Source organism: Streptomyces sp. NPDC006552 (assembly GCF_040611655.1).
GTDB lineage: Bacteria > Actinomycetota > Actinomycetes > Streptomycetales > Streptomycetaceae > Streptomyces.
The window spans coordinates 85,910-112,891 of sequence record NZ_JBEXOS010000001.1; the positions used below are offsets into that span (position 1 = coordinate 85,910).

23 protein-coding genes, 1 pseudogene and 1 riboswitch are annotated in these 26,982 nt (G+C 70.7%); of the genes and pseudogenes, 12 read left to right on the plus strand and 12 right to left on the minus strand.

All coding sequences use genetic code 11. The annotated features are described in order from the left end of the window. Positions 1-5: 5 nt before the first annotated feature. Positions 6-1,205, plus strand: coding sequence for a glutathionylspermidine synthase family protein (locus ABZY33_RS00335; RefSeq protein WP_356489169.1), 1,200 nt, complete (start codon positions 6-8; stop codon positions 1,203-1,205). Positions 1,206-1,443: 238 nt separating this feature from the next. Here ABZY33_RS00335 and rocD read toward each other — a convergent pair whose 3' ends face one another. Further along, a complete protein-coding gene (rocD, locus tag ABZY33_RS00340; RefSeq protein WP_356489335.1) occupies positions 1,444-2,679 on the minus strand; it encodes an ornithine--oxo-acid transaminase in 1,236 nt (411 codons plus the stop codon). A 139-nt stretch (positions 2,680-2,818) separates the two neighbouring features. Beyond that, a riboswitch (ZMP/ZTP riboswitch) is annotated at positions 2,819-2,905 on the plus strand. A gap of 61 nt (positions 2,906-2,966) precedes the next feature. On the opposite strand from rocD, the gene ABZY33_RS00345 reads away from it, so the two are divergent. Next, a complete protein-coding gene (locus ABZY33_RS00345) occupies positions 2,967-4,430 on the plus strand; it encodes a glycine hydroxymethyltransferase (protein WP_356489170.1) in 1,464 nt (487 codons plus the stop codon). Positions 4,431-5,035: 605 nt separating this feature from the next. Here the strand turns inward: ABZY33_RS00345 and ABZY33_RS00350 are convergent. Together ABZY33_RS00350 and ABZY33_RS00355 are read right to left on the minus strand one after the other, a co-directional pair. Further along, positions 5,036-5,860, minus strand: coding sequence for a hypothetical protein (locus ABZY33_RS00350; RefSeq protein WP_356489171.1), 825 nt, complete (start codon positions 5,858-5,860; stop codon positions 5,036-5,038). Continuing rightward, positions 5,841-6,443 (minus strand): sigma-70 family RNA polymerase sigma factor, encoded by a 603-nt coding sequence (locus ABZY33_RS00355; RefSeq protein ID WP_356489172.1) that lies wholly within the window; start codon positions 6,441-6,443, stop codon positions 5,841-5,843. The genes ABZY33_RS00350 and ABZY33_RS00355 overlap by 20 nt, the downstream gene beginning before the upstream one ends. Positions 6,444-6,663: 220 nt before the next feature. On the opposite strand from ABZY33_RS00355, the gene trpS reads away from it, so the two are divergent. Together trpS and ABZY33_RS00365 are read left to right on the plus strand one after the other, a co-directional pair. Then, positions 6,664-7,677: a tryptophan--tRNA ligase gene (gene trpS, locus ABZY33_RS00360; RefSeq protein WP_356489173.1), complete on the plus strand. Its 1,014-nt coding sequence runs from the start codon at positions 6,664-6,666 to the stop codon at positions 7,675-7,677. Positions 7,678-7,734: 57 nt separating this feature from the next. After that, positions 7,735-8,319, plus strand: coding sequence for a 2'-5' RNA ligase family protein (locus tag ABZY33_RS00365; protein WP_356489174.1), 585 nt, complete (start codon positions 7,735-7,737; stop codon positions 8,317-8,319). 81 nt (positions 8,320-8,400) lie between these two features. Here the strand turns inward: ABZY33_RS00365 and ABZY33_RS00370 are convergent, their stop codons facing one another. Then, positions 8,401-9,156: a decaprenylphospho-beta-D-erythro-pentofuranosid-2-ulose 2-reductase gene (locus ABZY33_RS00370; protein WP_356489175.1), complete on the minus strand. Its 756-nt coding sequence runs from the start codon at positions 9,154-9,156 to the stop codon at positions 8,401-8,403. Positions 9,157-9,457: 301 nt separating this feature from the next. Next, positions 9,458-10,756 (minus strand): FAD-binding oxidoreductase, encoded by a 1,299-nt coding sequence (locus ABZY33_RS00375; RefSeq protein ID WP_356489336.1) that lies wholly within the window; start codon positions 10,754-10,756, stop codon positions 9,458-9,460. Positions 10,757-11,122: 366 nt separating this feature from the next. Here ABZY33_RS00375 and ABZY33_RS00380 point away from each other — a divergent pair, with 366 nt between their 5' ends. The 4 genes and pseudogenes from ABZY33_RS00380 (at position 11,123) to ABZY33_RS00395 (ending at position 14,635) form a co-directional block, all read left to right on the plus strand. Beyond that, entirely contained in the window at positions 11,123-11,641 is a 519-nt protein-coding gene (locus tag ABZY33_RS00380; RefSeq protein WP_356489176.1) for a phosphatase PAP2 family protein, read from the plus strand. A gap of 206 nt (positions 11,642-11,847) precedes the next feature. Continuing rightward, positions 11,848-12,756, plus strand: coding sequence for a decaprenyl-phosphate phosphoribosyltransferase (locus ABZY33_RS00385; RefSeq protein WP_356489337.1), 909 nt, complete (start codon positions 11,848-11,850; stop codon positions 12,754-12,756). Between the two features lie 86 nt (positions 12,757-12,842). Further along, positions 12,843-13,250 (plus strand): annotated as a pseudogene (locus ABZY33_RS00390) (GtrA family protein); the annotation flags it as partial. Between the two features lie 281 nt (positions 13,251-13,531). Then, on the plus strand, positions 13,532-14,635 hold the full coding sequence (locus ABZY33_RS00395; protein ID WP_356489177.1) for a YihY/virulence factor BrkB family protein: 1,104 nt from the start codon (positions 13,532-13,534) through the stop codon (positions 14,633-14,635). A 310-nt stretch (positions 14,636-14,945) separates the two neighbouring features. Here the strand turns inward: ABZY33_RS00395 and ABZY33_RS00400 are convergent, their stop codons facing one another. Continuing rightward, entirely contained in the window at positions 14,946-16,250 is a 1,305-nt protein-coding gene (locus ABZY33_RS00400) for a D-alanyl-D-alanine carboxypeptidase (protein ID WP_356489338.1), read from the minus strand. A gap of 142 nt (positions 16,251-16,392) precedes the next feature. Here ABZY33_RS00400 and ABZY33_RS00405 point away from each other — a divergent pair, with 142 nt between their 5' ends. From ABZY33_RS00405 to ABZY33_RS00415, 3 genes are all read left to right on the plus strand, one after another. Then, complete coding sequence (locus tag ABZY33_RS00405) at positions 16,393-16,635, plus strand: hypothetical protein (protein WP_356489178.1); 243 nt, start codon at positions 16,393-16,395, stop codon at positions 16,633-16,635. Between the two features lie 78 nt (positions 16,636-16,713). Further along, complete coding sequence (locus tag ABZY33_RS00410; protein ID WP_356489179.1) at positions 16,714-18,114, plus strand: metallophosphoesterase; 1,401 nt, start codon at positions 16,714-16,716, stop codon at positions 18,112-18,114. 168 nt (positions 18,115-18,282) lie between these two features. Next, positions 18,283-18,681 carry an ATP-binding protein gene (locus ABZY33_RS00415; RefSeq protein WP_356489180.1) on the plus strand — a complete coding sequence of 133 codons (399 nt, stop codon included), beginning with the start codon at positions 18,283-18,285 and terminating at the stop codon, positions 18,679-18,681. A gap of 156 nt (positions 18,682-18,837) precedes the next feature. Here ABZY33_RS00415 and ABZY33_RS00420 read toward each other — a convergent pair whose 3' ends face one another. Together ABZY33_RS00420 and ABZY33_RS00425 are read right to left on the minus strand one after the other, a co-directional pair. After that, positions 18,838-20,289 (minus strand): HAMP domain-containing sensor histidine kinase, encoded by a 1,452-nt coding sequence (locus ABZY33_RS00420; protein WP_356489181.1) that lies wholly within the window; start codon positions 20,287-20,289, stop codon positions 18,838-18,840. Positions 20,290-20,412: 123 nt separating this feature from the next. Continuing rightward, positions 20,413-21,129, minus strand: a complete 717-nt coding sequence (locus ABZY33_RS00425; protein WP_356489182.1) for a response regulator transcription factor — start codon at positions 21,127-21,129, stop codon at positions 20,413-20,415. 161 nt (positions 21,130-21,290) lie between these two features. On the opposite strand from ABZY33_RS00425, the gene ABZY33_RS00430 reads away from it, so the two are divergent. Further along, positions 21,291-23,720 carry an MMPL family transporter gene (locus tag ABZY33_RS00430; protein WP_356489339.1) on the plus strand — a complete coding sequence of 810 codons (2,430 nt, stop codon included), beginning with the start codon at positions 21,291-21,293 and terminating at the stop codon, positions 23,718-23,720. 199 nt (positions 23,721-23,919) lie between these two features. On the opposite strand, the gene ABZY33_RS00435 is transcribed toward ABZY33_RS00430, so the two are convergent. From ABZY33_RS00435 to ABZY33_RS00450, 4 genes are all read right to left on the minus strand, one after another. Further along, positions 23,920-25,107 (minus strand): D-alanyl-D-alanine carboxypeptidase, encoded by a 1,188-nt coding sequence (locus ABZY33_RS00435; protein ID WP_356489183.1) that lies wholly within the window; start codon positions 25,105-25,107, stop codon positions 23,920-23,922. Positions 25,108-25,223: 116 nt separating this feature from the next. Continuing rightward, positions 25,224-25,913, minus strand: a complete 690-nt coding sequence (locus ABZY33_RS00440) for a TetR family transcriptional regulator (protein WP_356489340.1) — start codon at positions 25,911-25,913, stop codon at positions 25,224-25,226. A 61-nt stretch (positions 25,914-25,974) separates the two neighbouring features. Then, complete coding sequence (locus tag ABZY33_RS00445) at positions 25,975-26,526, minus strand: DCC1-like thiol-disulfide oxidoreductase family protein (RefSeq protein WP_356489184.1); 552 nt, start codon at positions 26,524-26,526, stop codon at positions 25,975-25,977. Further along, entirely contained in the window at positions 26,523-26,930 is a 408-nt protein-coding gene (locus ABZY33_RS00450) for a hypothetical protein (protein ID WP_356489185.1), read from the minus strand. The genes ABZY33_RS00445 and ABZY33_RS00450 overlap by 4 nt, the downstream gene beginning before the upstream one ends. Between the last annotated feature and the right edge of the window lie 52 nt (positions 26,931-26,982).

Genomic DNA, 26,982 nt, shown 5'->3' on the forward strand with positions numbered 1-26,982 from the left:
ACCGGATGCGACGCCACACCATCCAGCCACGCGACGGCTGGCAGCAGACCGTCGAGGAGCAGGGGCTGATCTATCCGCTCACCCGGTACCCGGACGACTCCCTGCGCCCGTACTGGGACGAGAGCGCCTACTACTCCTTCTCCCTGTCCGAGGTCGAGGCCCTGGAGGAGGTCGTCGAAGAGCTGCACGAGATGTGCCTGGTCGCAGCAGATCACCTCGTCGCCGAGGACCGCCTCGCCGACCTGGGCATCACCGACCCGCAGCTGGTCTCCCTCATCCGGGAGGCCTGGCACCGGCGCGCCGAACTCCCCTCCGTCTACGGGCGATTCGACCTTCACTACGACGGCCGCACCGGAGCCCCGGCAAAGCTCCTGGAGTACAACGCCGACACGCCCACCTCCCTCGTCGAAGCCGCCGGCCCGCAGTGGTTCTGGATGGAGGAGCGCTTCCCCGGTGCCGACCAGTGGAACTCCCTTCACGAGCGCCTGGTCGACGCCTGGAAGAAACAGGCCCCGCTCCTGCCGCCCGGCAGCCCCCTGCACTTCGCGCACTCGGCCGCCGACGAACTCGGCGAGGACCTGATGACCGTTGCCTACCTGTGCGAGACCGCGGAACAGGCCGGGCTGGACACCGAGGCCATCTCGGTGGAGGACATCGGCTGGGACCCGCTGTCGCGGCGCTTCGTCGACAAGAGGCTCCGCTTCATCCGCAGCTGCTTCAAGCTCTACCCCTGGGAGTGGCTCACCACCGACCGCTTCGCCCCCCACGTCCTGGAGACCCTCGACAACGGTGGCGGTACCGGCACCACCCTCTGGATCGAACCCGTCTGGAAGATGCTGCTGTCCAACAAGGCCCTTCTGGCCGCGCTGTGGGAACTCTTCCCAGGCCACCCGAACCTCCTTCCGGCCTATCTGGACGGCCCGCGTGAACTCGCCGCCACCACCGGCTACGTCGCCAAGCCCCTCCTCGGCCGCGAAGGAGCAGGGGTCACCCTCCATGCGCCGGGTGAGGGCGCCACTGGGCCGGCGGGGGGCCAAGAGGCGTGCTGCTACCAAGAGCTGTGCCCGCTTCCCGACTTCGATGGCAACCGGGTGGTGCTCGGCGCCTGGGTCGTGGAGAACGAGGCGGCAGGTCTCGGCATCCGGGAGTCCGCAGGACCGGTCACGGACGAGTACGCCCGATTCCTGCCGCACGTCATCCTCTAGCGGTCCGGCCCGCTCGGCCCGGGCGCGCGCAGACCGGGCGGGCCAGGGGTGAAACGGGGGTCGAACCGTTGTGGATTCGGCCCCGCCTTCCGGCCCCGCCCGAGAACCGGGGGCCGGTCCCTGGCCCCCGGGCGCTCATTCCCGACCCCGGACTCCCTCCCACCGGTCCGGGGCCCGCCGAGGGCATTTCCACTCTTCAGATGTCAAGGAACATTCGGATCTCTCCGGGCGCCACCGGTCAGGCGCCGAGTACCGCACGGAGCTGGTCGAGCCCCCAGTCCACGTCCTCCTTACTGATCACCAGGGGCGGAGCGATCCGGATCGTGGAACCATGGGTGTCCTTCACGAGCACACCCCGCGCCATCAACTTCTCCGAGATCTCCCGGCCCGTCCCGTACGCCGGGTCGATGTCGACACCGGCCCAGAGTCCGCGGCCCCGAACCTCCGTGACCTTGCCCGTCCCGGCCAGCAACCGCAGCTCGGCGTGGAGGTGGTCGCCCAGCTCCGTGGCCCGCTGCTGGAACTCCCCGGTGCGAAGCATCGCGATCACTTCCAGCGCCACCGCGCACGCCAACGGATTGCCGCCGAAGGTCGACCCGTGCTCGCCCGGTCGGAAGACTCCCAGCACCGCCTTGCTGGACACGACCGCCGAGACGGGCACGACTCCACCCCCGAGGGCCTTGCCGAGTACATAGATGTCGGGCACCACACCCTCGTGCTCACAGGCGAAGGTCCGCCCCGTGCGGCCGAGCCCCGACTGGATCTCGTCCGCGATGAACAGCACGTTCCGCTCGCGCGTCAACTCCCGCACCGCCGCGAGGTAGCCGGCCGGCGGGACCAGCACTCCCGCCTCACCCTGGATGGGCTCCAGAAGAACCGCCACCGTGTCCTCGGTGATCGCCTCCCGGAGAGCCTCCAGGTCTCCGTACGGAACGATGTCGAACCCCGGCGTGTACGGCCCGAAATCCGCTCGCGCCTCCGGATCCGTGGAGAAGCTGACGATCGTCGTCGTCCTGCCGTGGAAGTTGTCGCTCGCGACCACGATCCGCGCCCGCCCGTCCTGCACCCCCTTGACCCGGTACCCCCACTTCCGGGCGGTCTTCACCGCGGTCTCCACCGCCTCCGCCCCGGTATTCATCGGCAGCACCATCTCCATGCCGCACAGCTCGGCCAGCTGCGTACAGAACTCCGCGAAGCGGTCGTGATGAAACGCCCTGGAGGTCAGCGTCACCCGTTCCAGCTGTGCCTTCGCGGCCTCGATCAGCCGCCGGTTCCCGTGCCCGAAATTGAGCGCGGAGTAGCCGGCGAGCATGTCCAGATAGCGGCGTCCCTCGACGTCCGTCATCCATGCGCCGTCCGCCGTTGCTACGACGACCGGCAGGGGGTGGTAGTTGTGCGCACTGTGCGCGTCGGAGGCGGCGATCAGGCCCTGCGTCGCGGCACCTGAGTCATCGGCGGCGGGGGCGGGAGTCACAGAAGTCACGGGATCTCCGTTCTTACGGCTCTGCGAGCCTTGCGGCTCTTACGGCGTGAGACGGGTTTGTGGCCCTTTCCTATCGTCGCTCGCATCATGGACGCGGAAACCTCCCGCACCGGCGTGCCGGGTACTGTGAGAGCAGGGCCGTGACTGGCGCGCTGGGATGGGACCGACCATCGGGGAGCGGCCCGCGAACTGTGTGCCGTGCGCCTGGGCCGAACCGTGCACCACCCCATGGGCCCGACACCGCTCGGGCCGGGGGGAACCCGTCCCGGAGGTCCGTCATGCCAGAGCCCACTTCGTCTTCCTCCTCCCTGTCCACCGAGTCCGTGGCCTTCCGCGGCGCCCTCGACGTGATCCGGAGTGTGGAACCCCGGGTCGCCGACGCCATCGGCCAGGAGATCGCCGACCAGCGCGAGATGCTCAAGCTGATCGCCAGTGAGAACTACGCCTCCCCGGCCACGCTGCTGGCCATGGGCAACTGGTTCAGCGACAAGTACGCCGAAGGCACCGTCGGGCGCCGCTTCTATGCAGGCTGCCGCAACGTCGACACCGTCGAGTCCCTCGCCGCCGAGCACGCCCGCGAGCTCTTCGGCGCCCAGCACGCCTACGTCCAGCCGCACTCCGGCATCGACGCCAACCTCGTCGCCTTCTGGGCTGTCCTCGCGGACCGCGTCGAGGCCCCCGCTCTGCAGCGGGCCGGCGTGCGCAACGTCAACGACCTGTCCGAGGCCGACTGGGCCGAACTGCGTCAGGCCTTCGGCAACCAGCGCATGCTCGGCATGTCCCTGGACGCCGGAGGCCACCTCACTCACGGCTTTCGCCCCAACATCTCCGGCAAGATGTTCGACCAGCGTAGCTACGGCACGGACCCGACCACGGGCCTGCTGGACTACGAGGCGCTGCGCGTCACCGCCCGCGAGTTCAAGCCGATGATCATCGTCGCCGGGTACTCCGCCTATCCGCGCCTGGTGAACTTCCGCATCATGCGGGAGATCGCCGACGAGGTCGGGGCGACGCTCATGGTCGACATGGCGCACTTCGCCGGTCTCGTCGCCGGCAAGGTCCTCACCGGCGACTTCGACCCGGTGCCGCACGCCCAGATCGTCACCACGACCACCCACAAGTCGCTGCGGGGCCCTCGGGGAGGCATGGTCCTGTGCGACGACTCGCTCGCCGACCAGGTCGACCGCGGTTGCCCGATGGTGCTGGGCGGGCCGCTCCCGCACGTCATGGCAGCCAAGGCCGTCGCCCTCGCCGAGGCCCGGCGCCCCGACTTCCGCGGTTACGCCCAGGCCGTCGTCGACAACGCCCGCGCCCTTGCCGAAGGCCTCACCCGGCGCGGTGCCACGCTGGTCACCGGCGGTACGGACAACCATCTCAATCTGATCGATGCCGCCACCTCCTATGGTCTGACCGGCCGCCAGGCCGAGTCCGCGCTTCTTGACTCCGGCATCGTCACCAACCGCAACGCCATCCCTGCCGACCCGAACGGTGCCTGGTACACCTCCGGTATCCGCATCGGTACCCCCGCTCTGACCACCCGCGGACTGGGCACGACCGAGATGGACGAGATCGCCGCGCTGATCGACCGTGTCCTCACGGCCACCGAGCCCGGCACCACCAGCAAGGGCGCCACCTCCAAGGCCCAGCACGTCCTGGAGCCCAAAGTCGCCGAGGAGGTCTCCCACCGGGCCGCAGACCTTCTCGCGGGCTTCCCGCTCTACCCGTCCGTCGACCTGACCTGAGCCCGCCCTTGCCTCCGGCCCGGCCACTCCGGCCGGAGGCAGGGCCTCTGGCCGTCCTCGGTCGGTAGCCCTCCCGAGAACTACCGAGCGGACGGCCACAGGCTTCACAGCTCCTGTGGGAGCCCCGGCTCTCTGATCCGGTGCCCCGAGGCAAGCGGCTACGAAAGGTCGCGCCACCAACGGCCGCAGCAGCGCCGCCGCGGCTCCCGCGATCGCCCCGGACAGCTCGACCGCCAACCGGCGTCACCGGCCACCGCAGTGGCTGCGGACGAGACCGTCCCCGGCCCGTCGGCCGCCGCCCGTGAAGACTGCGGCTTCCGCCACCTCAACCGGCCGTCTGCCTTGTCACTGAAGTAGAGCGACACGCTCCACAGCACCACCAGCAACGCGGCGACCGGCACCGCGGCCGGCGTCGCCCCTCTCCCTCTCCGTACCGCATGCATCCGAACCCCCTCCCGATCGGTCCGCCACGACCCCTCCGTGCCGGTTCACCTCTGGTACACCGCTCGAGCACGCTGGGTTCCCGATCCCGCCGCATGTCCTTTTGCGGCGTCCACCGGATCCGCCGTTATCGAGCCTCTGACCCGGGGAACCGTCGGCACAGCTCAGCCGTGCCGTGCAGCGCGCACCGACTTGGCGACCCTCAACGCTTCGTCCGCAGACATGGCTCCTACCAGACGCAGCGTGAGGTCGACACCGTGCGTCTGCCGTGTCCACAGCAGGGTCGGTGCCGCCGGACGCTCGCGGCGGATCCACCGATCGCCGTGCTCGTCGAGCATCCAGAAGCTCAGCCGATGCTCATGCGAGAACCACAGCCCCGTCTCTCCCCCTACCGCCACCCACTGCGGCTGCACGGGGACCGTCTTCGCAAAGCCGATGTCGAGGCGTGCCGGATACTCGTCGAGCCGTACCGTGCGGCCCGAGTCCCGCCAGCACACGGTGAACAGAGCCCGGTCGTTCGACTCGCGGGTGACTGCGACCGCGTCGGGCGCGCCCAGCTCGGCAGGGAGCAGCGGTGTGAAACCGGCCTGACGTACAGCCTGTTCCAGAGGGAGGGCGGCCCCGCACCCGGGAACCCGAGTCTCCGACGACGGCACGGCCGAAGGCTCATAACGCACCTCGACCTCACCGAGGGCGAACCAGTCCGTGACCGTCGCCCGCACGGGAGGCGTGACCACGACGATCGTGGCCACGCCGCACAGCGCAGCGGTCAGTGCCCGCCAACGCAGCCGCACCCAACGCCGTATCCCGCGAACGGGCCGCCGGGGGCCCGGTGGCCCGGCGACCGGCGTGGGCACGCGCTCAGCCAGTATCTGCGCCAGCACACGCTCGGCCATCGTCTCGCCCGCGCCGTCCGGACCTTCCAGGAGACGGCCCAGCGAGCGGAGCTCCTCGGGGAGCCCCACGTCGTCACCGCGTCGCCCGTCCACGCCCCTCACCTCCTCCGCGCGACCGCTGCGTCGGTACCGAGGCAGGCTCACACCCGGTGCCGGGCAACAGTTCGCCGAGCTTGCGCAGCGCACGATTGAGCCGGGACTTGACCGTGCCCCGGGGCCAGCCGAGCGCCTGCGCCGTCTCCGACTCGTCCATCTCCAGCAGATAGCGGTAGGTGACGACGAGCCGATGCTCCTCGCTCAACAGCTCCAGCGCACGGAGCAGCGCGGATCGGCGCTCTCTCTCGATCGCCGCCGTCGCCGGATCAGCCGACTCCGGTATCAACGGCTCGGCCTCGATCATCGCGGCCTCCCGGCTGGCAAGCGAGCGCTGCCGCCCGACCGATCTCACTGTGTTCCTCGTCTCATTGGCGACAATCTTGAGCAGCCACGGCCTGAAGGCCGAGCCGTCTTTGAACCGCCCCAAGCTGCTGTATGCCTTGAAAAAGGACTGCTGCACGACGTCTTCCGCGTCCGCTCCCGCGCCCAGCGCCACCGCCGCGCGCAGAGCGACGCCGGTGAAAGCGCGGACCAGCTCCGCGTACGCCTCCGGCTCTCCGGCGCGCACGCGAGCGATCACCGCTCCCTCGTCGACGGCGCGGCCCCCCTCCAGGACTTCCCCCTGTGTCCTCACGCCGTTGATACACCGGCCGACGGTGATCGGTTCCCACTCGCGTCGCACAAGTTCTCACTGTCCGTGACGATTCGGCCTGGGCCTGCGCGCACGTCGTGCACACGCGATGTGCACGCGCCGAGCACCTGGGGCCGAGCTATGAGAGACACCTGAGAGAATGAGGGGCATGGCCTCTGAAAGTCCCCGCGTGCTCTCCGGTATCCAGCCCACCGCAGGCTCGTTCCACCTCGGCAACTACCTCGGCGCGGTCCGCCAGTGGGTGGCGCTGCAGGAGTCTCACGACGCCTTCTACATGGTGGTGGACCTGCATGCGATCACGGTTCCGCAGGATCCGGCGGAGCTGCGGGCGAACACTCGCCTCGCGGCGGCCCAGCTCCTGGCGGCCGGCCTCGATCCGGACCGCTGCACGCTGTTCGTCCAGAGCCACGTCCCCGAGCACGCCCAGCTCGGGTGGATCATGAACTGCCTCACCGGTTTCGGCGAGGCGAGCCGTATGACGCAGTTCAAGGACAAGTCCGCCAAGCAGGGGGCGGACCGCGCCACGGTCGGTCTGTTCACGTACCCGATCCTCCAGGTCGCGGACATCCTCCTCTACCAGGCCAACCAGGTCCCGGTCGGCGAGGACCAGCGCCAGCACATCGAGCTCACGCGCGACCTGGCCGAGCGCTTCAACGGCCGCTTCGGGGAAACCTTCACGATCCCGGCGCCGTACATCCTGAAGGAGACGGCGAAGATCTACGACCTTCAGGACCCGTCGATCAAGATGAGCAAGTCGGCATCGACTCCCAAGGGGCTCATCAACCTCCTCGACGAGCCGAAGACCACGGCCAAGAAGGTGAAGAGCGCAGTCACCGACACCGACACGGTGATCCGCTACGACGCGGAGAAGAAGCCGGGTGTCAGCAACCTGCTCACCATCTACTCCACCCTCACCGGAACCGGTATCCCGGAACTGGAGCAGAAGTACGAGGGCAAGATGTACGGTGCGCTGAAGACGGACCTGGCTGAGGTCATGGTGGACTTCGTGACGCCGTTCCGGACCCGCACCCAGGAATACCTGGACGACCCGGAGACGCTCGACTCGATCCTGGCCAAGGGGGCGGAGAAGGCCCGGGCCGTCGCCGCCGAGACTCTCTCCCAGGCGTACGAGCGGGTCGGCTTCCTGCCTGCGAAGCACTGAACCGGCCCAGCCGCACGTCCCGCCCGCACGCCCACCACACGACGACAGGAGTACGACGTGGGGACCGTAACGATCGGTGTTTCGATCGCGGTCCCGGAGCCTCACGGCAGCTTGCTTCAGGAGCGGCGTGCGGGCTTCGGTGACGCCGCAGCACACGGCATTCCCACGCACATCACCCTGCTCCCGCCGACCGAGGTGGAAGCCGGTGACCTGCCGGCCATCGAGGCCCACCTGGCAGAGGTCGCGGGCACCGGACGGACCTTCCCGATGCGTCTGTCGGGGACGGGAACCTTCCGTCCGCTGTCACCCGTTGTGTTCGTGCAGGTCGTCGAGGGCGCCGAAGCCTGCACCTGGCTGCAGAAGCAGGTGCGCGACGCCTCGGGCCCCGTCGCGCGCGAACTGCAGTTCCCGTACCACCCGCACGTCACCGTGGCGCACGGCATCGCCGAGGAGGCGATGGACCGTGCGTTCGAGGAACTCGCCGACTACGAGGCGGCCTGGTCCTGCAACGGCTTCGCCCTGTACGAGCAGGGCGCGGACGGCATCTGGCGCAGGCTGCGGGATTTTACCTTCGGCAAGCCGACGCTCCCCAGCCAGGCGCCTGACCGTTCGAACTGCGGACGCCGACAGCCCGCACGCTGAGCCGAACCGTCGGCACCCCGTCGGTGACGGTGGATCGAGTCGGAGCGCACGGGCCGGCGCCCTTTGCCGCGCCATTGAGTATCAGACGGGCAGCCTGCGGAAGACCGGCCGCGGCACATGCCGCAGTGCAGACATGACCAGCCGCAGGGGGCCCGGCACCCAGACCGCCTCCGACCGGCGTCGCAGTCCGGTTTCGATGGCCAGCGCCACCGCCACAGGTGTCGTGGCCATGGGCGCTTCGGCCATGCCCGCCGTCATCTTCGACCGGACGAACCCCGGCCGCACCACCATGACGTGAACCCCGGTGCCGTGCAGGGCGTCGCCCAGCCCCTGCGCGAAGGCATCGAGCCCTGCCTTGCTCGATCCGTAGATGAAGTTGGCGCGGCGTGCCCGCTCTCCCGCGACGGACGACAGCACGACCAACGACCCGTGACCTTGAGCTTGCAACGCGCGTGCGCAGATCAGTCCGGCCGAGACGGCGCCGGTGTAATTGGTCTGCGCGACACGTACCGCCGCCATCGGATCGCCCTCGTCACGGGCCTGGTCGCCGAGGATGCCGAACGCCAGCAGCACCATGTCGATGTCACCTTCGGCGAAGACTTTGCCGAGGGTCTCCTCGTGGGACTCCGAGTCCAACGCGTCGAACGCGACGGTACGAGCGTCGGCCCCAATGTCACGCAGGTCCGCTGCGGCGCGTTCGAGCGCGGGGGAGGGGCGGCCGGCGAGCCACACGGTGCGGGTGCGCCGGGCGACCAGCCGACGGGCCGTCGCGAGTGCGATCTCGGACGTGCCACCGAGGATGAGCAGGGACTGGGGGGTGCCGAAGGCGTCCTTCATGACTACCAAACTCCAATGCGGCGGGGCTGAGCTGTGATCTGCCCGGGGCGTGGACCGGCAGCGCGCCGGTGCGGAAATCGAGGATTCCGATCGGGAACCTGATCGGTTCGAGCGGTGTATCAAAAGTGACGAGGGCGCGGAGAGACCGTGCCGGAGGGGCGGGTGGGTCAAGTGGAGTATCGAGAGAGCAATGCGCGCGCAGTTCTTTCGGATGGGTCGGTGAAGCGCGGTGGAAAGGTGGGCGGGCACTCTCGCGTAGGGAGGGGAGAAGCGGTTGAAACGGCTTGGCTCGAGGCGCGACTCAAAGCCGCAACCGCCGTGAAAGATCTGAGCGGAACACGCCGTTCGGATCCATCCGGGCGCGCAGGGAGCGGAAGTCCTCCAGCCGTGGATACATGGCAGAGAGGAGTTCGGGGCGTAGCCGGGAGTCCTTGGCGAGGTAGATGCGTCCGTCCGCCGCGGCCACCTCCTCGTCGAGTTCATCGAGAAACGGGCCGAGTTCAGGAAGATTCGCGGGAATGTCGAGGGCGAGGGTCCAGCCCGGCATCGGGAAGGACAGCCAGCCGGGATCGGCGTCACCGAAGCGCTTGAGTACTGCGAGGAACGAAGGGCAGCGACGGTCCGAGATGCGCTGCACGATGCGGCGGAGGGCTTCTTCTTTTCCGTACCCGACCACGAATTGGTACTGCACGAAACCGCTGCGTCCATAAATCCGGTTCCAGTGCGGGACGCCGTCGAGGGGGTGGAAGAAGGTCGACAGTTTCTGGATTTCGCCGACGCGGGATGTGGGCGCCTTGCGGTACCACAGCTCATTGAAGAGGCCGACGGTCGTCCGCCCCAAGAGACCTTCGGGCAAGAAGGAAGGGGCCGAAGGCAGCTGGCCGGGGCGGAAGGCCAAGGGGGCTCGACGTGCGCGCGCAGGCAGGGCATCCAGCGGCGCGTGGTCCCCGCGGGTCAGGACGGAGCGACCCATCGTGGCCCCACGGGCCAGCAGGTCGATCCAGGCCACCGAATAGCGGTAGCGGTGATCGGTGGCGGTGAGGCGGGCCATCAAATCGTCGAGGTCCGTGGCGCGTTCGGTGTCTACGGACATCAGCGAGGTCTCGACGGCCTGGAGTTGCACTGTGGCCGTGAGGATGACTCCGGTCAACCCCATGCCACCGGCCGTGGCGTCGAAGAGTTCGGTGCCGCGCTCGACGATCCGGATCTCGCCGTCAGCCGTGAGGAGTTCCAGTGCCAGGACGTGACGGGAGAACGAGCCGGAGACGTGGTGGTTCTTGCCGTGGATGTCGGCGCCGATCGCGCCGCCGACCGTGACATAACGCGTGCCGGGGGTGACGGGGACGAACCAGCCGAGAGGAAGGAGCACCTCCATCAGCCGGTGGAGCGAGATACCCGCGTCGCACAGCACGGTGCCGTTGGCGGCGTCGATGGCGTGGATCTGGTCCAGGCCGGTCATGTCGAGGACGGCGCCGCCCGCGTTCTGAGCCGCGTCACCGTAAGCGCGTCCCAGGCCACGCGCGATGCCGCCCCGCCGACCGGGAACGGCGCATTCCTGGATGGCTGCCACGGTCTCCTCGTAGGAGCGGGGGCGCACCATGTGCGCGGCGGTCGGGGCGGTACGACCCCAGCCTGTGACCGGCACGGTGTCGTACCCCAGGGCCGAAGGCACGGTCGGGACCACGGCGGGGGACGACGCCGAAGGGGCGAGCGGGGCGGGTCGGAGCGCAGACGGGGCCGAGGAGTCCGGCCCGGCGGAGGAGGAAGGGCCGGACACAGGGGCGGCGACAGGTACAGGTACTGAAACGGGGGTGGAGACAGGGTCGGCAGCCATGGGCGCGACCGTATCGTCCATAGAAGGACCATTAACCCTAAACGTTCCCATTGGTCACTGAAATGAGTGATTAATAGGGTGTCATCTTATATTGCTCAAGTTAAAGATGATTTAGGTACCAAAGTGGGCCGCATGGATGACATGGATCGCCGATTGCTTTCGGCACTGCGCGACTGTGGCACCGACCGGCGTGTGGCTGCGGCGGCGCGGACGCTGTCCTGGGCGGGTGAACACGGGGCCCTCTGGCTGGCGGCCGGTCTGGTGGGAGCGGCTGCCGACCGCGAGCGGCGGACGGCGTGGCTGCGAGGGACGGCCCTCACCGCCGGGGCGCACGTAGCCAGCATGTGCGTGAAAAGGGTGGTGCGCAGGCCGAGACCGACAGCGGACAAGGGACACGAGCCGCTGGTGCGCACGGTGGGGAAGCACTCGTTCCCCAGCTCGCACGCGACGTCGGCGGCAGCGGCGGCAGTGGCGTACGGGGCGCTGCGTCCGGTGGGGTCCCAGTTCGTGCCGCCGCTGGCTGCGGCGGTCTGCGTCTCACGGCTGGTCGTCGGGGTGCACTACCCCTCTGATGTGGCGGCCGGCGCGGTGCTGGGCGCGCTCACCGCTCGGCTCGGCGCGCGCTGGATGACGGGGGGCGGGGTGCGGTGACCGGGCGCATCGAGAGGACTGATGCAGTGCAAGGGGGAGCGGAAAACATGGTGGTGGCAGAGGAGTTGGATGTGCGCGCGGTGATCGACGAGCGCGGCCGGGACCGGCGGGGAGGTGAGGAACAGATGGTTAGTAGGAGCGGGATCTCGGATGCCGGCGCGGTGGTGGTCGGGGCCGGTGGTACGGCTGTGCTGGAGCGACCACCGATGTCGACGGTCAGGGGAGTGACGCCGCTTGGATTGCCGGCCGGGCTGGTCAGAACGGCGCGGCCGAAACAGTGGGTGAAGAACGTCCTGGTGGTGGCCGCGCCTGCGGCGGCGGGGGAGTTGTTCTCGTGGCATGCGCTGGGGCAACTCGTGGTGGTCTTCGTGTTGTTCACCGTGGCGGCCTCGGCGGTGTACCTGATCAATGACGCGCGGGACGCCGAGGCGGATCGGGCACATCCGGTGAAGCGCAACCGGCCCGTGGCGGCGGGGCAGGTACCCGTATCGGTCGCGTACGCGGTCGGCGGGGCGCTGGCGGTGTTCGCTCCCGTCGCCGCGGCGGTGCTCTGCAATCCGGTGACGGCGGCGCTGCTGACCGCTTATGTCGCGATGCAGTTGGCGTACTGCGTCAGCCTCAAGCACGTGCTGGTCGTCGACCTGGTTGTGGTGACCACCGGGTTTCTCATGCGGGCGATGATCGGCGGGCTGGCGCTCGGGATTCCGCTGTCGCGCTGGTTCCTGATCACGACGGGGTTCGGCGCCCTGTTCATGGTCTCGGCCAAGCGGTACTCCGAGGCGGTGCAGATGGCCGACAGGGCGGGGGCGACGCGGGCGCTGCTGAACGAGTACACGAGTGGCTACCTGCGGTTCGTCTGGCAGCTGGCGGCCGGCGTGGCCGTGCTCGCGTACTGCCTGTGGGCGATGGAGGAAGGGGGAGTCGCGCGCAGCAGTCTGCTGCCGTGGCGGCAGTTGTCGATGGTGGCGTTCATCCTCGCCGTCCTCAGATACGCGGTCTTCGCCGACCGGGGCACGGCGGGGGAGCCGGAGGACGTGGTCCTGAGAGACCGTGCGTTGGCTGTCATCGGGCTCGCGTGGTTGGCGATGTACGGGCTGGCGGTCGCGGACTGGTGACGGGGCGGGGGCGTGAAGGGACCTGGAAGGGAGGCGTCGGCATGGGGGCGGAGAGTGTGCTGAAGCCGGTGGAGACACGGGGTGGAGTGCGGGGACGGTTGCGGGAGATCGGGCCCGAACTGGTGGGGTTCGCGGTGGCGGGAGCTTGTGCGTACGCCGCTGACCTGGGGCTCTTTGTGTGGTTACGCGGGCCGGTCGGCATGGACCCGATCTCTGCCAAAGCACTGTCGTTCGTGGCCGGTTGCTCGGTGGCGTACCTGGGGAATGCGCTGGGGACGTACCGGAAGCAGGTGGCCGAGGGGTCACGGCTGCGGCAGTACGGGGTCTTCTTCGTGGTGAATGTGGCGGGGGCGCTGGTGCAGTTGGTGTGCATCGCGGTGTCGCACTACGTGCTGGGGTTCACGTCGCCGCGGGCGGACACGGTCTCGGGGGCGGGGGTGGGTATGGCGCTGGCCACGGTGGTGCGTTTCTGGGGTACTCGGACTCTGGCCTTCGGTGCGAGGGCGGAGGAGAGACCGGGTGGTGAGACGTCCGACGGAGAGAGACCTGACGGAGAGAGACCGGTTGGTGAGGGCCCGGCCGGTATGGGGCCGCCAGGCATGGAGTGCGTCGGGGTGGAGCCGACAGGCATAGAGCCAGTTGGTGTGGGGCCGACTGGCAAGGGGCCGGCCGGTAGGGAGTCGGTCGGCATGGGGTCGGCCGGGGAGGGCCCGGCCGGCGAGGATCCGGTCGGGGTGAGGCAGGTCGAACCGGTGGATCGGGGCAGGTTGGGATCATGGACTGGCTGAAGAAGCTCCCCGTTGTCGGGCCGTTGGTGGCCCGGTTGATGCGGACCCATGCCTGGTGGGCCTATGAGCGGCTTGACGAGGTGCACTGGACTCGGTTGGCCGCGGCGATGACCTTCATCAGCTTCCTGGCGTTGTTTCCGCTCATCACCGTGGCGGCGGCGGTCGCGGCCGGCACACTCGGCGCGAGTCAGCAGCGGAGACTCGAATCGAAGATCAGCGACCAGGTGCCGGGGATCGCGGATCAGTTGGACCTCGGGGCGTTGATCGACAACGCGGGGACGATCGGGGTCGTGGCCGGAGCGCTGCTGCTGTTTACCGGTGTCGGATGGGTCGGTTCGATGCGGGAGTGCCTGCGGACCGTGTGGGAACTGCCGGACAGCGAGGAGAATCCGGTCCTGCGCAAGCTCAAGGACGCCGGTGTGCTGGTGGGGCTCGGGGGAGCGGGGCTCGCTTCGCTGGTGGCGTCGACGGCGGCGTCCACGGCCGTGGAGTGGACCACGGCGCGGTTGGGGATCGACAGCGGGGGATGGGGCGGGGCGCTGCTGCAGATTCTGGCGTTCGGGATCGCGGTGTTGGCGGACTTCCTGGTGCTGTTGTACGTGCTGACGTTGTTGCCCGGGGTGGAGCCGCCGCGGCGGGACCTGCTCACGGCGGCGCTCATTGGGGCGGCCGGGTTCGAGCTGCTGAAGATTCTGCTCGGCGGCTATATGAAGGGGGTGGCAGCGAAGAGCATGTACGGGGCGTTCGGTACGCCGGTCGCGTTGTTGTTGTGGATCAACTTCTTGGCGAAGCTGGTGTTGTTCTGTTCGGCGTGGACCGCGACGGGGGGCGCTGGCGCGCGGGAGGGGGATGAGGGGGACGCGGGGTCTGATGGTTCGGAGGGGCGCGGGGGTGTAGGCGCTGCTGGGGTTGGGGGTGGCAGCGGGGCCGGCGGGACTCAGGCCGCTTCCGATGTCGAGGCGAGGGTGAGTGGCTCTGGTTCTGGGGCTGGGAGCAGTGGGACCATTGGGGGCGCTGCTGGGGTGGGTACCGAGGGGAGCACGCTGGTGGCGGGGGCTGCGTCTGGCAAGAGGTTCACGCGGGGGAAGTGATGGGTCTTGGAGAGCAGGGGTAGAGCGGACCGGGGCTGGCCAATCGCAACTCGGCTCTGTCTCGCCACATCCGACCTTCCCAACCGGTCCGACGTAGCCAGCCCAGCATCCTCCGGACCGGCGCCTTCCCACCCGGAATAGCCCGGCCCAGCCCCCGGACCTGACCTGGCCCCAGCCAGGCCCGGCCCCCAACCGGCCCCCGCCTCCAACCTGGCCCGGTCTGGATCGCTAGCCCGGCGCGCTCTTCCCGGTCCAGCCAGGCCCGGGCCCGGGGCACCCCGGCCCAGCTGTGCGCAACCCGCGATCAGGGTCAGGGTTTAGTGCGGGTGGGCCACTTTTTGCGGACGGTGAAGGCTGCTGCGGCCAGGACGGCGAGGGCGCCGGCGGCGATGGCCAGGGCGGTGCCGATGCCGCCGGAGTGCTTCGTGGAGACGGCGGCGTGGGCGGCGGGTTTGGCGGGGCCCGCGTCGCCCTGGGCGGTGGCCGAGGCGGAGGGTTCGGCGCTCTTCGGGGGGACGAGGGTGCCGACCGGGGTGACCTTGCCGTCGGCCTGGAAGCCCCAGTCGAGGAGGCGGGCGGTTTCCTTGTAGACCGCGTGGCTCTCCTTCGTGTCGGGGTGCATGACGGTGACGAGGAGGACCTTGTTGTTGCGTTCGGCGACGCCGGTGAAGGTCGCGCCGGCGTTGGTGGTGTTGCCGTTCTTGACGCCGGCGATGCCCTTGTAGGCGTCGAGGCCCACGTCGCCGGTGAGGAGACGGTTGGTGTTCTGGATCTCGAAGCGGCTGGTCGTCTTCCCCTTTTTCTGCGCCTCGGGGAACTGGGCGGTGGCCGTGGCGGCGTACTCGCGGAAGTCCGCCTTCTGCAGGCCGGAGCGGGCGAAGAGGGTGAGGTCGTAGGCGGAGGAGTGCTGGGTGGGGGCGTCGTAGCCGTCGGGGCTGACGACGTGCGTGTCGTTGGCCTGGAGCTCCTCGGCGTGGGCCTGCATGTCCGCGACGGTCTGGGAGACGCCGTGGTTCATGGCGGACAGGACGTGTACGGCGTCGTTGCCGGAGCGCAGGAAGACGCCGAGCCACAGGTCGTGGACGGAGTAGGTGAAGTCTTCCTTGATGCCGACGAGGCTGGAGCCCGCGCCCATCCCGGCCAGATCGGAGGAGATGACCTTGTGCGTCGAGGTCTTGGGGAACTTGGGGAGGAGCGTGTCCGCGAAGAGCATCTTGAGGGTGCTGGCGGGGGGCAGCTCCCAGTGCGCGTTGTGCGAGGCGAGGACGGCGCCGGACTCGGCGTCCGTGACGATCCAGGACTTCGCGGTCAGGTCCTTGGGCAGGACGGGGGCGCCGGCGCCCAGGTTCACCTGGGTACCCGGTTTGCCGAGCAGGTCGCCACCGATCGTCGACATGTCGGACGGCGGGTCGGCCTTGTCCGCCGCGCCCTTGGTCGGCTTGGCGTCCGGCTTGTCCGCGGCCGAAACGGCAGAAGTGGCCGACGCGGGCAGCGCGGTCGTCAGGGAGAGGGCCGAGACGCTGAGCAGGACCGCGGTGGCCGTGAGCAAGGTGGAGCGCAGTGGACCCTTCACGCGCGCGGGCCCCGAGGGCCTCGGCCGGGTGAGCTTCTGCATGTATGACATGTACGACGCATGGGAGGCAGGCACGGTCGAGAACGTACATGTACCCGGCCCGTAAGTCGCCGCCGAGGTGTTCTGTGTCTCCCCGGCCCCACCCCGGCGGCGGTGCACGAAAGCGGCTGGCGATACTGAAGGCATGAAGCTCAGCCGTCCCGTCTCCTGGTTCCTGCTCGCCTTCGGGGTGTGGAGCTGGATCATCTGGATCACTTTCGTCAAGAACCTGTGGAAGGACGGCAGCGGCCTCGCCTTCGACGATGCCGGTGACCCGACGGCGTACTTCTTTGTGCATCTGACGCTCGCCGTCGTCTCCTTTGTCTTGGGGACGGTGGTCGGCGTCATCGGGTTCCGCGGAGTGCGTGCTCTGCGGCGCACTTCATAGCGCAGTGCGGTGCGGGTGACCGTGCGGCGGACTGCGTAGCGGACGGACAGACGGACGAACGAACGGGCAGGCGGGGTCGTGGTCGTTGTCTTTGTGCTGGTCGCCCTTGTCGCGCTGGCGGTGTTGGCGGGGCTGCACTACTACGTGTGGCGCCGCCTGGTGCGGGACACGACGGCGGGGCCCGGGTGGCCGAGGCGGCTGGGCACGGCGGTGTTCGTGGCGGGGCCGGTGCTGATGGTCGCCGGGTTGGTCGCTGAGCGGGCCGGGGTGCCCTTCCTGGTGCAGCGGGTGCTGGCGTGGCCGGGGTTCCTGTGGATGGCGCTCGCGATGTACTTGCTGCTTGCGTTGCTGGTGGGGGAGGTGGTGCGGCCGTTGTTGTGGCGGGTGCGCTGCCGCTACCGCGGCCGAGGTGGACGCCTGGACGGTACGCCCGGTCACGCGCCAGCCGCCGATACCCCGGCCTCCGCCGACGCCCCGGCCCGGGCCGACACCCCGCCCCGGGCCGACACCCCGGCTCGAGTCGAGATCTCGCCCCGAGCCGTTATCCCGCCTCGAGTCGAGACCTCGATCCCGCCTCGAGTCGAGACCTCGCCGCAGGCCGCTGAAGCCGCCACCGGTGTCGGCGTCGCGGGACAGCCCGTAGGGGTAGGCGGATCCAGTCGGCGGTTGTTCCTCGGTCGGGCCGTGGGGGCGGCAGCCACTGTCGCCGCTGTCGGGGTCGTGGGGAACGGGACCTATGGGGTGATGCGGGGGCCGAAGGTGAAGCGGGTCACCGTGCCGTTGGCGCGACTGCCGCGGGCGGCTCATGGATTCCGGATCGCGGTGGTCAGTGACATCCACCTCGGGCCCGTGCTCGGACGGGGGTTCGCAGAGCGGGTGGTGGACACCATCAACGCCACGCAACCCGATCTGATCGCGGTCGTCGGTGACCTGGTCGACGGGAGCGTGGCGGACCTCGCCCCGGCGGTCGCTCCGCTCGCGCGGTTGCGGGCTCGGCACGGCACGTACTTCGTCACCGGCAACCACGAGTACTTCTCGGGCGCCGACCCCTGGGTGGCCCACGTGCGCGAGATCGGGCTGCGCCCGCTGGAGAACGCCCGCGTCGAGATGGGCGCCTTCGACCTCGCCGGCGTCAACGACATCAGCGGCGAGAACTACGGCGAGGGTCCCGATTACGCCAAGGCCCTCGGCGACCGCGACCGTTCCCGTGCCGCGATCCTCCTCGCCCACCAGCCGGTCATGGTCCACGAGGCGGTGCGCCACGGGGTCGACCTCCAGTTGTCGGGGCACACGCACGGCGGTCAGCTGTGGCCCGGCAACTTCATCGCTGACTTGGCCAATCCGACCGTGGCGGGCCTGGAGCGTTACGGCGACACCCAGCTCTACGTCAGCCGGGGCGCCGGAGCGTGGGGGCCGCCCGTCCGGGTGGGCGCTCCCTCGGACATCACGGTGGTCGAGCTGGCCTCGAAGCAGGCCTGACAGCTGGTGCGTCCCGCGGAATCGGATGGGCGGCTTCCGGTGTCGGATGCGCGGCTGGATCTGACCGGATTGTGGTGGGGGAAAAGCGAACGGGGTGGCGCACAGAGCGGTCGCGGCGCTGCATGATGTGTCGAACCTGTGTTCACGGAGTGGAGGAGGTGGCTACGTGTGTTGCGCCGCAGGGCGTTCCGACTGCCCCGGCATCCGGCCTCGGTCGGGGTGGCGCGGTTACGGGTCCGCGATCATCTGGCGGTCTGGGGGCACACCGAACCGGCCGACGCGCTCGACGCCGCCCTCCTGCTCGTCTCCGAGCTGGCGACGAACGCGATCCGGCACGGGCCGGCGCGCGAGCGGGAGTTCGAGATCGCGGTGACGGTGCTCGCGGACGGCTCGTGCTTCATCGAGGTGTCCGACGAGTCCGCGGCGGAACCCGAGTTGAGGTCGCCGCGCGCACCGGACGACGAGGGCGGCCGGGGGTTGCATCTGGTCGACGCGCTCGCGGAGGCGTGGGGGGTGTGGCACCGGGGCCGTTACGGCAAGACGGTGTGGGCGCTGGTCCGTTCCTGACCCGGGCCACGGCGCACGTCCCTGGTTCCGCTCCTGACCCGGACCACAGGACACGCCTCTGACCCCACACCTGACCTCCCTGCTCTCTGACCTGCGCACTCTCTGGCCTGCGCACTCTCTGGCCTGCGCACTCTCTGGCCTCCCACCCCTCCGATCTCACCCCGCCCTCGCCCCCACCCCCGGCAGCTCCACGGTCACCGTCAGGCCCGCCCCCGGCCGCGTGTCCGCCCGGACCTCGCCTCCGTGCGCGCGCACCACCCCCTGCACGATGGCCAGGCCGAGCCCGCTGCCCGCGCCCCCGCCGGCCCGGAAGAAGCGGTCGAAGACGCGTGCCGCGTCCTCCGCGGCGAGACCGGGGCCCTCGTCGGTGACGACCAGCCGTACCGTTCCCGCCTCGCGGGTCACGGACAGCGCGCAGGCCGTCTCCGCGGGCGTGTGCACGCGTACGTTGGTGAGGAGGTTGCCCAGGACCTGCCGCAGGCCCGACTCGTCGGCGCGGACGAGTACCGCCCCGTCGGCGGCCACGGTCACCGGGCGCTCCGGTTGCTGCATCCGCAGATCATCCGCGGCGTCCCGCACGAGGCGGCTCAGGTCGACGTGGCGCAGCCGGAGTTCGGGGCGCTGGTCGAGCCGGGCGAGGGTGAGCAGTTCGTCGACGAGGCGCTGCATGCGGTCGGTCTCGGCGTTCACGCGCTGCCAGGCGCGGGCGCGTTCGCCGGGTTCGCGGAGCATCCCCTTGTCGTAGAGCTGGAGGTAGCCGCGGATCGCGGAGAGCGGCGTACGCAGTTCGTGCGAGGCGTCCGCGACGAACCGGCGCAACTGGGCCGCGCTGCGTTCGCGTGTCTCGAAGGCCGATTCGACCTGGTGGAGCATCGAGTTGAGGGCGAGGCGCAGTTGCTCGGTCTCCTGGACGGGCGCGCGGCGCGAGGGCACGCGCCGGGTCAGGTCGCCCTCGGCGATCGCGGACGCCGTCTCCACCATGTCCTCCAGCGGGCGCAGGCGCCGGTGCGAGCTGTACATCGTGGCGACGGCGAGCAGCAGCAACAGCGTGACGCCGAACGCGAGATCGAACCGTAGCGCCTGGTGGACGCCGGACTGGACGGCCCCGGTGGAGGTCGCCAACAGGATCGTGGCGTCGTCGGCGAGACCGGCTCCCACCAGGCGGTACGGGGTGCCGTCGAGCTGCACGTCGTGGACGGCCGGGTCGCGGGCGAGGGTGGCGGGGTCGGTGACGGCGGCGGCCAGTTCGCGCTGCCGGCCGGTCGGCCGGAGCGCCCCGACGGGGACCGGCCGCCCGGCCCGGTCGACGGCGACGAAGAGCGAGTCGGAGCGCGGCAGCGCGCCCGCGGGCCCTGAACCGCCCGGCGACATCTTGTCCAGGGCGATGCCCAGCTGGCTGAGCGCCTCGACCTGTTTGAGGGTGATCCCGGTCCGCTGGAGGGAGGTGCGGGAGGCGCGCAGCTCCGCGTCGATGTTGTCGAGGAGGTAGTGCCGCATGCCGATCAGGCTGACGGCGGTGGCGGCGGCGATGCCGAGGGCGAGCAGCAGGACGTTCGCGACGGTCAGCTTGGCCCGCAGCGAGTGCGCTCCGCGCCGGCGCCGCTTCACCGGCCCACTCCCACTCCGACCAGGACGGCCACCCGGGACCGGCGGATCATCCGGGCCACCCGGGACCCCCTGGCCTCCCGATTCACCCCGGTCACCCGAGTCACCCCCCGCCCCCTCCCGCCCTCACCCCACCGCCGCCAGCCCATACCCCACCCCCCGCCGCGTCATGATCAACGGCGGTCCCAGCGCGTCCAGCTTGCGCCGCAGGTAGCTGATGTAGGTCTCCACGACCGTCGACCCGGCCGTGGCCGTGGCGGCGTGCTCGTACTGCCAGACATGGCGCAGCAGCTGCTCCTTGGGCACGATCCGGCCACCGTTGCGGACGAGGAAGCGCAGCAGCGCGTACTCCGTCGGCGTCAGCTGCACGGCGCGGCCGTCCCGGTGGACCGTGTACGTCACGTCGTCCAGCTCCAGATCGCCGTAGGTGAGCGGCGGCCGCTGCGGCAGGACGTCGGCGGGCCGGGTGCGCCGCAGGACGGCTTGCAGCCGGGCGACGACCTCGTCGATGTTGAACGGCTTGGTGATGTAGTCGTCACCGAAGCCGAGCGCGCCGACGACCTCGGCGGGAGCGTCCCGCGCCGTGAGGAAGACCAGCGCCAGATCCGGGCGGCGGGCGCGCAGTTCACGGCCGAGGGCCCGGCCGTCGCCGTCCGGCAGCATGATGTCGAGCAGTGCCGCGTCCGGCCCGGTCCGCTCCGTCAGGGCGAGGGCCTGGCGTACGGTGCCCGCCGTCATCACCTCGAACCGGTGGTAGCGCAGGGCGATCGCGAGGACGTCGGCGATGCTCGGCTCGTCCTCGACGACAAGCACCGTCGCGGGGGTCGCGCCGTTGACAGTCATGGGCCGATTATCCGCGCGCATCCGCGCCGGCGGCCCGCCGGCCTCCTTGGAGTTCCTTGAGAGTCACGGCCACGCCGGTGGGAACCGGCGGCGGCCGTCGGATGCTGGGAGAACGCCCGGGGGACACGGACGCGTCGACAAGGAGCGAGCACGTGACGGCATTGGCTCGGTGGTGCTACCGGCACCGCCTGGTGGTCCTGGTGCTGTGGGTGGGGGCGTTGTTCGGCCTCGGGGCCGCGGGCACGACGGCGGGCACCGACTACGCGAACGTCTTCTCCCTCCCGGACACCGATTCGAAGACGGCCTACGACCAGTTGGCGAAGGCCTTCCCGGAACGGTCGGGAGACACGGACACCATCGTCTGGAAGACCGGCGAGGGCTCCGTGCGGGACCGGGCGGTACGGACCCGGATCGAGCCCGCGCTGCGGGACATCGCCGCGATGAAGGGCGTCGGCGAGGTCGCCGGGCCCTACGGGAAGACGCCCGGGCGGATCAGCGCGGACGGCACCATCGCCTACGCGCAGGTGACCTTCGTCGAGCAGGCCAACGAGGTCCCGACGGAGCTGGTGCAGGACGTCGTCGACCGCGCGCGGGCCGCCGCACGGGACGGCCTGCAAGTGGAGGCGGGCGGCCAGGCCGTCACCCGGACCCAGGAGCCGCCGCAGGGGCTGTCGGAGGCGGTCGGGATCGCGGCCGTGGCGGTCGTGCTCTTCCTGGCGTTCGGCTCGCTGTTCGCGATGCTGCTGCCGATCGTCGTCGCGGTGATGGGCGTGGGCACCGGCCTGATGTCGACGGCGCTGCTCAGCCATGTCACGGACGTGCCCGAGGTGGCGCCGCTGCTCGGCTCGCTGATCGGCCTCGGCGTCGGCATCGACTACGCCCTGTTCATCGTCACCCGGCACCGCAAGGGCATCGAACGCGGCCTGGAACCAGAAGAGTCGGCGGTCCAGGCACTCAACACCTCCGGCCGGGCCGTGCTGTTCGCCGGCGGCACCGTCTGCATCGCGCTCGCCGGGATGCTCGTGATGAACATGCGGTTCCTCGACGGCGTCGTCATCGCCACGTCGCTCACCGTCGTCCTGTCGGTCCTCGCCGCGATCACGCTGCTGCCCGCCCTGCTCGGCCTCCTCGGGCCGCGCGTGCTCGGCCGCCGCCGTCGTCGCAGGCTCGCCGCGCAGGGGCCCGAGCCGGCCGAGGCGAACGGTCTCGCGGCGCGCTGGTCGGCGTACGTGCACAAGCGGCCGCGCACGATCGGGGCGGCGGCGCTCGTCGTCATGCTGGTCCTCGCGATCCCGGTGCTCTCGCTGCGGCTGGGCGCCACCGACCAGGGCAACCACAAGGAGTCGACCACGACCCGGCAGGCGTACGACCTGCTGGCGGAGGGGTTCGGGCCCGGGTTCAACGGGCCGTTGCAGGTCGTCGTGGCGGGCGGCGCCGACGCGTCCGACCTGGTCGCGAGGGTCCGTACGACCGAGGGGGTCGCCCAGGTCGCGGCGGCGCCGCCCGCGCACGGGGTCTCCGTCATGCAGGTGGTGCCGACGACCTCGCCGCAGTCGGTCGAAACGGACGAGCTGATCGACCGGCTGCGCGACGACGTGATCCCGCGGGCCGGGGTGGAGGCGCATGTCGGAGGCGCGACGGCGGTCTTCAAGGACTTCGCGGCGGTGACGGGCGAGCGGCTCCCGTACTTCGTCGGCACGATCATCGGGCTCGGTTTCCTGCTGCTGCTCGTCGCGTTCCGCTCGCTCGTCGTGCCGCTGACGGCGGCGCTGATGAACCTGATCGCGGCCGCGGCCTCCTTCGGTGTCCTCGTCGCCGTCTTCCAGTGGGGCTGGGGAGCCCAGGCCCTGGGCCTCGGCAAGGAGGGGCCCATCACGGCCTTCCTGCCGGTGATCATGCTCTCCCTGCTCTTCGGGCTCTCCATGGACTACCAGGTCTTCCTGGTCAGTCGGATGCACGAGGAGTGGGTGCATACGCGGGACAACGCGCGGGCCGTCCGCGTCGGCCTCGCCGAGACCAGCCGGGTCATCAACTGCGCGGCCCTGATCATGGTCTGCGTCTTCTCCGCGTTCGTCCTCAGCGGCGACACGGAGGGGGCGATGGCGGGGATCGGGCTCGCGGCGGCGGTCGCGCTGGACGCGTTCATCCTGCGGACGGCGCTGGTGCCGGCGGCGATGCATCTGCTCGGCCGGGCCAACTGGTGGCTGCCGCGCGGCCTCGACCGCCGGCTGCCGCATCTCGCCGTCGAGCCCCGGCAGGCCATGGAACCGCCCGCGCCGCAGGTCACGGCCCTGGCGGCGACGGACACCGGCGCGACGGTGGTCCACGGCTTCCTGCGCACCCCGGACGGCGCGCCGCGGCCCGGCGCCCGCGTCACCCTGATCTCCCAGGGCGGCCGCCAGCTGGACCGCGTCGAGTCCCTGGCCGACGGCTCCTACATCGTGGCGGTCCCGGCCCCCGGCGGCTACACGCTAGCGGTGACGGACCGTCACCTCCCGTCGCTGGCCCGCCACGTCACGGTCGGCACGGAGCCGCTGGTGTACGACGTGGAGCTGCCGGAGGCGGCGGAGACGGACGCGCCGGTGCAGTAACCATGTCCTGCCGACCCCGGCTCCGGAGCTCGCCGCCCCCTGCGCCACGGCTCCGAGTCACCCTGCCGGGTCCGGGAGCCTGAGGTCGCTGCCCCCTGTGCCGCCGCCCCGAAGACGCGCTGCCGACCCCTGATCCGGCGCTCGCCGCCTGCGACACCGTCCCGGAGGACGTCCTGCCGGGGCCGGGAGCCTGAGGTCGTTACCCCCTGCGCCGCCGCCCCGACGGCCGCGCCCGCCGGCGCAGTGCGAGCAGGCTTCCGCCCGCCAGGGCCGCGACCGTCGCCGAACCGCCCAGGGCCCAGCCCTCGTCGTGGGCGACCGGAGGTGACGCGGGCGGCGCGCCCCGCGTGCCCCGTGACCCGGTGGCCGGGGACGCGGCCGCCTTCGGTTGCTCGCTGAGCGGCGTGACCAGCTCGCCGACCGGACGCACCGCGCCACCCGCGGCGAAGCCCCAGTCGAGCAGCGCGGCGGTCTCCCGGTAGACCGCCTCGTACCCGGGCGCGGGGTGCATGACGGTGACCAGGAGCGTGCGGCCACCACGGGTCGCGGCGCCGGTGAAGGTGTTGCCCGCGTGCGAGGTGTAGCCGTTCTTGACGCCGATGAGACCGTCGTACGCGGCGACGCCCTGCCCGGTGAGCAGGCGGTCGGTGTTCTGGATCTGGAAGGACTTGCCGCCGCCCGCGGGGAAGGCGGCGGCCTTCGTGCCGCAGTAGCCGCGGAAGTCCGCGTTCTTCAGGCCGGCGCGGGCGAACAGTGTGAGGTCGTACGCGGAGGAGAGCTGGCCCGGGTGGTCGAAGCCGTCCGGGCTGACCACGTGCGTGTCGCCGGCCCGGAGGTCCGCCGCCCGCGCCTGCATCGCCGCGACCGTCTTCGCGACCCCGCCGTACATCGAGGCGAGCACATGCACGGCGTCGTTGCCGGAGCGCAGGAAGACGCCCTGCCACAACTGGTGGACGGTGTACGTGGTCCCGGCCTGGATGCCGACGAGGCTGGAGCCCGCCGGGATCCCGGCCAGGTCCGCGGCGGTCACCCGGTGCTTCAGATCGTGCGGGAACGCGGGCAGGACCGTGGCCGCGAAGAGCATCTTCAGTGTCGAGGCGGGCGGCAGCGCCCGATGGGCGCCGTAGGCGGCGAGCACCTCGCCGCTGTCGCCGTCGGCGACCAGCCACGCCTTCGCGGCGAGCTTCGGCAGCTTCGGCGCGCCCGCGCGACGCCGCACCTGCACCCCGGACGCAGCGAGGCGCTCACCCCCGGGCACGGCGGCCGGGGACGCGGCGGACGCGGCCTGCGCGGGCAGGGCGAGGGCGGCTGCCGCTGTGAGGCCCATGCCGAGGGCGCCGCGGCGGCTGAGGTGCGAGGGGTCGGGAAATGCGGTGGTGCCAGGCATCCCGCGACGGTACCGGCCCAAGCGGGGGTAAAGACCAGAGGGGCCCGCTCCGGCCAGGACGACCCGGCCCCGTCAGCGCCCCGCCCCCGGCCGCGAACCAGGCCCGTCCGGTCCGCTCACGACGTACCGCCGCGGGTCATCCCCGGCAGGAAGTCGATGAACAGTTCGTGCACCTCACGGACGAGCGGCCGCAGGACCCGGAACCGGGCGAGCGCCACCCCCCGCGTCGTCAGCCGGGCCCCGCGCTCGGCGAGCCGCCGGCTGCGTTCGCGGCCCTCGGAGCTGTCGAAGACCCAGTAGAGGACGAGCCCCATCTGGGAGAGCCACATCAGCTCCGGCAGGATCTGCGCCAGCTCGGCCGGGACCTTGGTCCTCGAGCCGGCCAGCACCTCGCGGTGCAGCGCGATGGAGGCCTCCCGGGCTCGCTCCGACTCGGCCGAGAACGGGCTGAGCGGCGAGTCCGGATCGGCCGCGTTCTTGAAGAACTGGGCGGCGAACTCGTGGTACGGCTCGGCGATCTCCAGCCAGGTCCGCAGCACCCCGGCGAGCCGCGCCTGCAACTCCGTCTCCGTGTCCAGGACGGACCGGACCGCCGCCTCGTGCTCGGCGGCGATCCCGTCGTAGAACCCCTGGATGAGGTGTTCCTTGCCCGCGAAGTAGTAGTACGCGTTGCCGACGGAGACCCCGGCCTCCTGCGCGATGGCCCGCATCGTCGTCTTGTCGTAGCCCCGCTCCCGGAACAGCCGCATCGCCGTCTCCAGGATCAGCGCCCGCGTCTGCTCGCTCTTGGCGCCCTTGGTCTCCACTTTGGTCGCCGCCTTGGCTTCCGCCCCGGCCGCCGCCTTGTCTGTAGCCACGCCCCCGAGCCTAATCGGCCACGCGGCAGCCACTGTCACAGGCGGCGCCCGGCGCCCCACGGCTCGCGGACACCGTGCCGGGCCGCACGTAGTACCAGCCGTCCTTCGGGTCGTACGCCCAGCCGTCGGCCCGCCGGTACGCCCCGCCCCCGGCCCCCCGCCCCTGATGCGCTGCGCGGTACTTGGCGGCGGCGAGCACCACCTGCTTGGCGACCTTCATCCCGGCGGGGGTGGCCATCCGGTGCGCCGTGGCCCGGTGCTCGCGCAGCGCCCACATGCACACCACCCAGGCGGCGGGGCCGCGGTAGAGCCGGCCGCCGTCGTCGATGACGGTGATGTCGCTGAGCGTGGCGGCGTGGTCGAGCCCCGGGAAGCGCCCCCTCGCCTCGGCGGACCCGGCGGCGACGAACTCCAGCGGCACCAGCTGCCGCTGCCGGGCCAGCCAGCCCCGCGCGAACGTGCACAGCGGGCACTCGGCGTCGTACAGCACGGTGAGCCGGCGGACCGGGACGTCCCCCCGGGCGTCCCGGTCCGCCTCCCCCGTGGCTCCCACCGCCGTCATGCCTGGGCTACCGGAGCGGCCCACCCCTGCGGCGGGACCGGCGGCTGCTGTTCGCGTTCCATGACGCGGCGCCGCCGGATCTTGTTGAGGACATAGACGTTGCCCAGGTGCATCACGCCGAGGACGAGCAGCACCACGCCGAGCTTGGTCGACAGGGCCTCGAAGATGCCGCGGGCGCTGTCGATGGTCCCGTCATCGCTCAGGTAGAGGGCGACGAAGCCGAGGTTGACGAGGTAGAAGCCGACCACCAGCAGGTGGTTGACGGCGTCGGCCAGCTTCTCGTCACCGTGCAGCACGTCGGAGAGGAAGACCCGTCCGTTCCGGCTCAGGGTGCGCGCCACCCAGACGGTCAGCCCGATGCTGACGACAAGGTAGACGACGTAGGCGACAACTGTGAGGTCCATGCCCCACCCTCCTTGAACGCGTTCAAAAACGCTGACAGGAGTGACAGTAGAC